This window comes from Vibrio hepatarius, assembly GCF_011806575.1.
Classification (GTDB): domain Bacteria; phylum Pseudomonadota; class Gammaproteobacteria; order Enterobacterales; family Vibrionaceae; genus Vibrio; species Vibrio hepatarius_A.
The window spans coordinates 1-589 of the sequence record NZ_JAATOO010000072.1 but is presented as its reverse complement, the minus strand read 5'-3'; the positions used below and the strand labels follow the sequence as shown (position 1 = coordinate 589).

Annotated in this window: 1 protein-coding gene; it reads left to right on the top strand. The window is 46.0% G+C overall.

Annotated elements, in window-relative coordinates:
- On the top strand, positions 1-240 hold a 240-nt coding region (locus HCZ42_RS22220; RefSeq protein ID WP_175579599.1), incomplete at its 5' end, for a hypothetical protein.
- Positions 241-589: the final 349 nt, after the last annotated feature.

Genomic DNA, 589 nt, shown 5'->3' with positions numbered 1-589 from the left:
GATCCTCAAGGAAGGGGCCGAAGCCCAGGCAAGGAAAAGTGGGGAAAAAATAAAGAAAAAAGAAGAGAGAAGGGAAGAGGGACTTTAGTACCTCGAAAAGGAGGAGGAAGAAAAGGGAGAGAGAAAGAAAGGGGGGGAAAGGGAGAAAGGAAAGAAAGAAGGAGGAAAGGAAGGGGGGAAGAAAGGGGGAGGAGGAGGAAGGAAGAAAGGAAGGGGGGAAGGAGAGGAAAAGCAAGGTAAAAGAGAAAAAGGAAGAGGAGGGAAAAGGAAGAGAGAAGAAAGGAAGAAGGGGGGAAGGAAAGGAAGAGAAGGAAAGGAGGAGAAAGGAAGGGGGAAGGGGGAAGGGAGGAAAAGAAGAAGAAAGGAAGGAAGAAAGAAAAGAAAAAGGAGAAGGAAAGAGAGGGGAGAAGAAAAAGGAAAGAGGAAAAGAAAAGAAAGAAGAAAAGAAGAGAAGAGAAAGAGAGAGGGAAGGAGAAAGAAAAAAGGGGGGAAGAGGAAGAAAAGAGAAAGAAGAGGAGGGGAAAGAAAAAAAGGAAGAAGAAGGAAGGAGAGGAAAGGAGGCCAAAGAGGGAGGGAAAAGGAAGGATGG